This is a genomic window from Kitasatospora sp. NPDC059571, from assembly GCF_042735675.1.
GTDB lineage: Bacteria > Actinomycetota > Actinomycetes > Streptomycetales > Streptomycetaceae > Kitasatospora.
Genome location: NZ_JBHWBW010000501.1, coordinates 2830 through 5635, shown reverse-complemented (window position 1 = coordinate 5635; position 2806 = coordinate 2830). Strand labels below are relative to the sequence as shown.

The following is a 2806-nucleotide window of genomic DNA, read 5'->3' as shown; positions in this document are numbered from 1 at the left end:
CGCTGCTCCTGCTGGCCGCGGTGGTGCTGCTGGCCGGGGCGGTGACCGGCCAGCTGCTGGTGCTGCTGGCCGGCTGGGCGGCCGCCTACCTGTCGCGCGGGCTGTCGGACTTCACCCGCAAGTTCGCGGTGCTGGGCATCCCGCTGATCACGATGAGCGCCTCGACGCTGTGGTTCTGGGGCCGGACGCAGGGCCGCTGGGGCTCCGCGCTGGCCCGGGGCGACGCGATGAACCACGCGCTGTGGGCGGCCGCCCCGGGCGTGCTGCGGATCGCCGCGGTGCTGACCGCGGTGTTTTTGCTGGTCCTGACGCTGCGCCGGCGCCCGCCGCAGTGACGCCCCGGGCGGCGGCGCCGGCCGGGGTCAGCCGCCGAGGAAGCGCTGCAGCTCGGCGATGATCAGGTTGGCGCCGGTGTAGCCGACGCCCTGGAACCACAGCTGGTCGTCGACCGGGAAGGCCCGGTGGGCCTTCACCGCGCCGAGCGCCAGCCATGCCGGGCTCTGCAGCACCGCCGTGGTCCCGGCCCGGCCGGGGTCGCCGTAGGTGGCGTACAGGATCAGGTCGGCGTCGGCCCGGGCCAGCTGGTCCACCGGGAGGTCGAGCTCGTCCTGGTCGGTGTTCTGGGCGTCCGGGCGGCCGAGCTGGAGGTCGGCGATCACGCTGCCCAGGAAGCTCTGCCGGCCGTACGTCCGGATGCCGGGGGGCGGGCCCTCGACGAAGCGCAGCACGCTGATCCGCCGCCCGCCGGAGCCGGCGTCCCGGATCACCTGCGCCGAGCGGCCGGCGTGCCGGCCGTACTCGCGGACCACGGCGGCCGCCTGCTCCTGCCGGCCGAGAGTCTGTGCGTGCAGCTGGAAGTTGTCCTTCCAGGGCGGCCCGGCGGTGTGGGTGAGCACGGTCGGGGCGATCCGCTGCAGGGCGTCGTACCGGGCGCCGTCCCGGGCCTGGCTGCCCAGCATCACCTGCGGCTCGGTGGCCCGGACCAGCGCAGGGTCGGGGCTGCCGGTCTCGCCGACGTACGCGATCTGCGCGAGCCGGGAGTCCGGCCAGTAGCCCGGGAAGGTGCGGTCGAGCGCAGGCCGGGTCGCGCCGACCGGGGTGATGCCGAGCGTCATCGCGGAGTCCAGCTCGGGGGTGCCGAGGGCGACCACCCGGACGGGGCCGCCGGGCACGGTGACCGGGCCGGTGGCGGCGGTGACGGTGGTGCTGGGGGTGGGCTGCGGGCTCGGCGTCGGCTGCGGACTCGGGTCGCCGGACTGGTCGGCCCCGGGCGCGGCGGCGTGCAGCCCCGCGCCGGTGCAGGCCGACAGGATCGCGGTGCCGGCCGTCGCGCCGAGTGCGGCGAGGACGCTCCGCCGGGTCGGCTGGTACGGCATCGGGACCTCCCCGGACGTCGGGCTCTGCGTCCGATTATGGGGGAGCGGGGCGGCCTTCCCCGGGAGCCGTCACCGGCCGTCGGGCCGCCGGGTCAGGACGGGTCCTTGAGGTGGTCGCCGAGCCAGCCGAGGGAGGCGGGCAGCATCCGGGACCAGGTGTTGAAGTTGTGGCCGCCCGCGGCGAGGGTGATCGAGGCGACCTTGGTCGGGCTGCCCTTGGCGGCCGCCACGAACGCCTCGGTCTGCCGGTAGTAGTCGCCGTCGCCCTCGCGGCTGCCGCCGACCAGCAGGGAGACCGCGGGCTGGGGCAGGTGGGCGAGCCGCCACCCCAGGTCGGCGCGGTCGCGGCGGGCGCCGTCGCCGCCGAACAGGTCGCCGGTGGTGGCGTCCTCGGCGGCCTTGTAGTACCCGGAGAGCGAGACCGCGGCGGAGAAGACGTCCGGGTGCCGCATGGCCAGCTTCAGCGCGCAGTAGCCGCCGGTCGAGTTGCCGATCATGCCCCAGCTGCCGGGGCCGTCGGCCACCCGGTAGGCGGACCGGATCGCGGCCGGCACGTCGGTGGTGAAGTAGGTGTCGGCCTGCGGGCCGCCGGGGACGTCCTCGCACTCGGTGTCGCGCGGCATCGCCGGGGAGGGCCGCATCAGCACCAGCACGGTCGGGCGCATCTTGCCCTCGCGGATCAGCTGGAGCTCGGTGCCGGGGTAGTTCAGCTTGGTGATCAGGTTCTTGGCGTCGCCGGGGAAGCCGGTGATCGCCACCGCGGCCGGGAACCTCTTGCCCTGGTAGGCGGGCTGGAAGTACTGCGGCGGCAGGTAGACGTACCCGTCGGTGGCCAGGCCGGTGGTCGCACCGGGGATCCTGATCCGCTCCAGGTGGCCGACCTGGGCAGGGTCGCGGCCGACCGTGTTGGTGCCGCGCACCGTCTCGGAGGAGATCCGCCGGACGCCGTGCTCGCGCCCGTCCAGCCGGTTCTGGATCGTCACGGGGCCGTTGTCGCCGGTGCCCAGCAGGTCGTCCCAGCTGCTGTAGAACGCGAAGTAGTTGTTGGCGAGCAGGCCGATCGTGCACATCACGACGACCTGGGTGCCGACGATGGTGCCGATCCGGCCGAGCACCGCCGTCCAGGTGGGTCTGGCCAGCCGGGGCCAGAGCCAGACGGTGCCGGCGATCGCGGCGACGGCGAGCAGCGCCGACAGCGCCAGCACCTTGTGACTGGTCAGCCCCATGGGTGTGCTCCCCGTTCCTCGGACCGTTCTCTGCCAAACTCAAGGATGACTGAGAGTTTCCTGGGAGAACTCGCCGTGCAGGCGGAATCCGCCCCCGCCCCGCGGCCGGGGGGGGGGGGCGCGCGTCTGGGGGGGGGTGTCCTATAAAAAAATCCCACCCCACGAGACGTGCGGTGATCAGGGATGGGGGCTTCGGGGGTTTTA

At 74.3% G+C, this 2806-nt stretch carries 2 protein-coding genes and 1 pseudogene; 1 reads left to right on the top strand and 2 read right to left on the bottom strand.

The features are described from left to right. Nucleotides 1-335 (top strand): annotated as a pseudogene (locus ACFV0G_RS33995) (hypothetical protein); the annotation flags it as partial. A 27-nt stretch (nt 336-362) separates the two neighbouring features. Here ACFV0G_RS33995 and ACFV0G_RS33990 read toward each other — a convergent pair. After that, nucleotides 363-1376 (bottom strand): ABC transporter substrate-binding protein, encoded by a 1014-nt coding sequence (locus ACFV0G_RS33990; protein ID WP_380556316.1) that lies wholly within the window; start codon nt 1374-1376, stop codon nt 363-365. A 92-nt stretch (nt 1377-1468) separates the two neighbouring features. Further along, on the bottom strand, nt 1469-2602 hold the full coding sequence (locus ACFV0G_RS33985) for an alpha/beta hydrolase (RefSeq protein ID WP_380556314.1): 1134 nt from the start codon (nt 2600-2602) through the stop codon (nt 1469-1471). Nucleotides 2603-2806 lie beyond the last annotated feature (204 nt).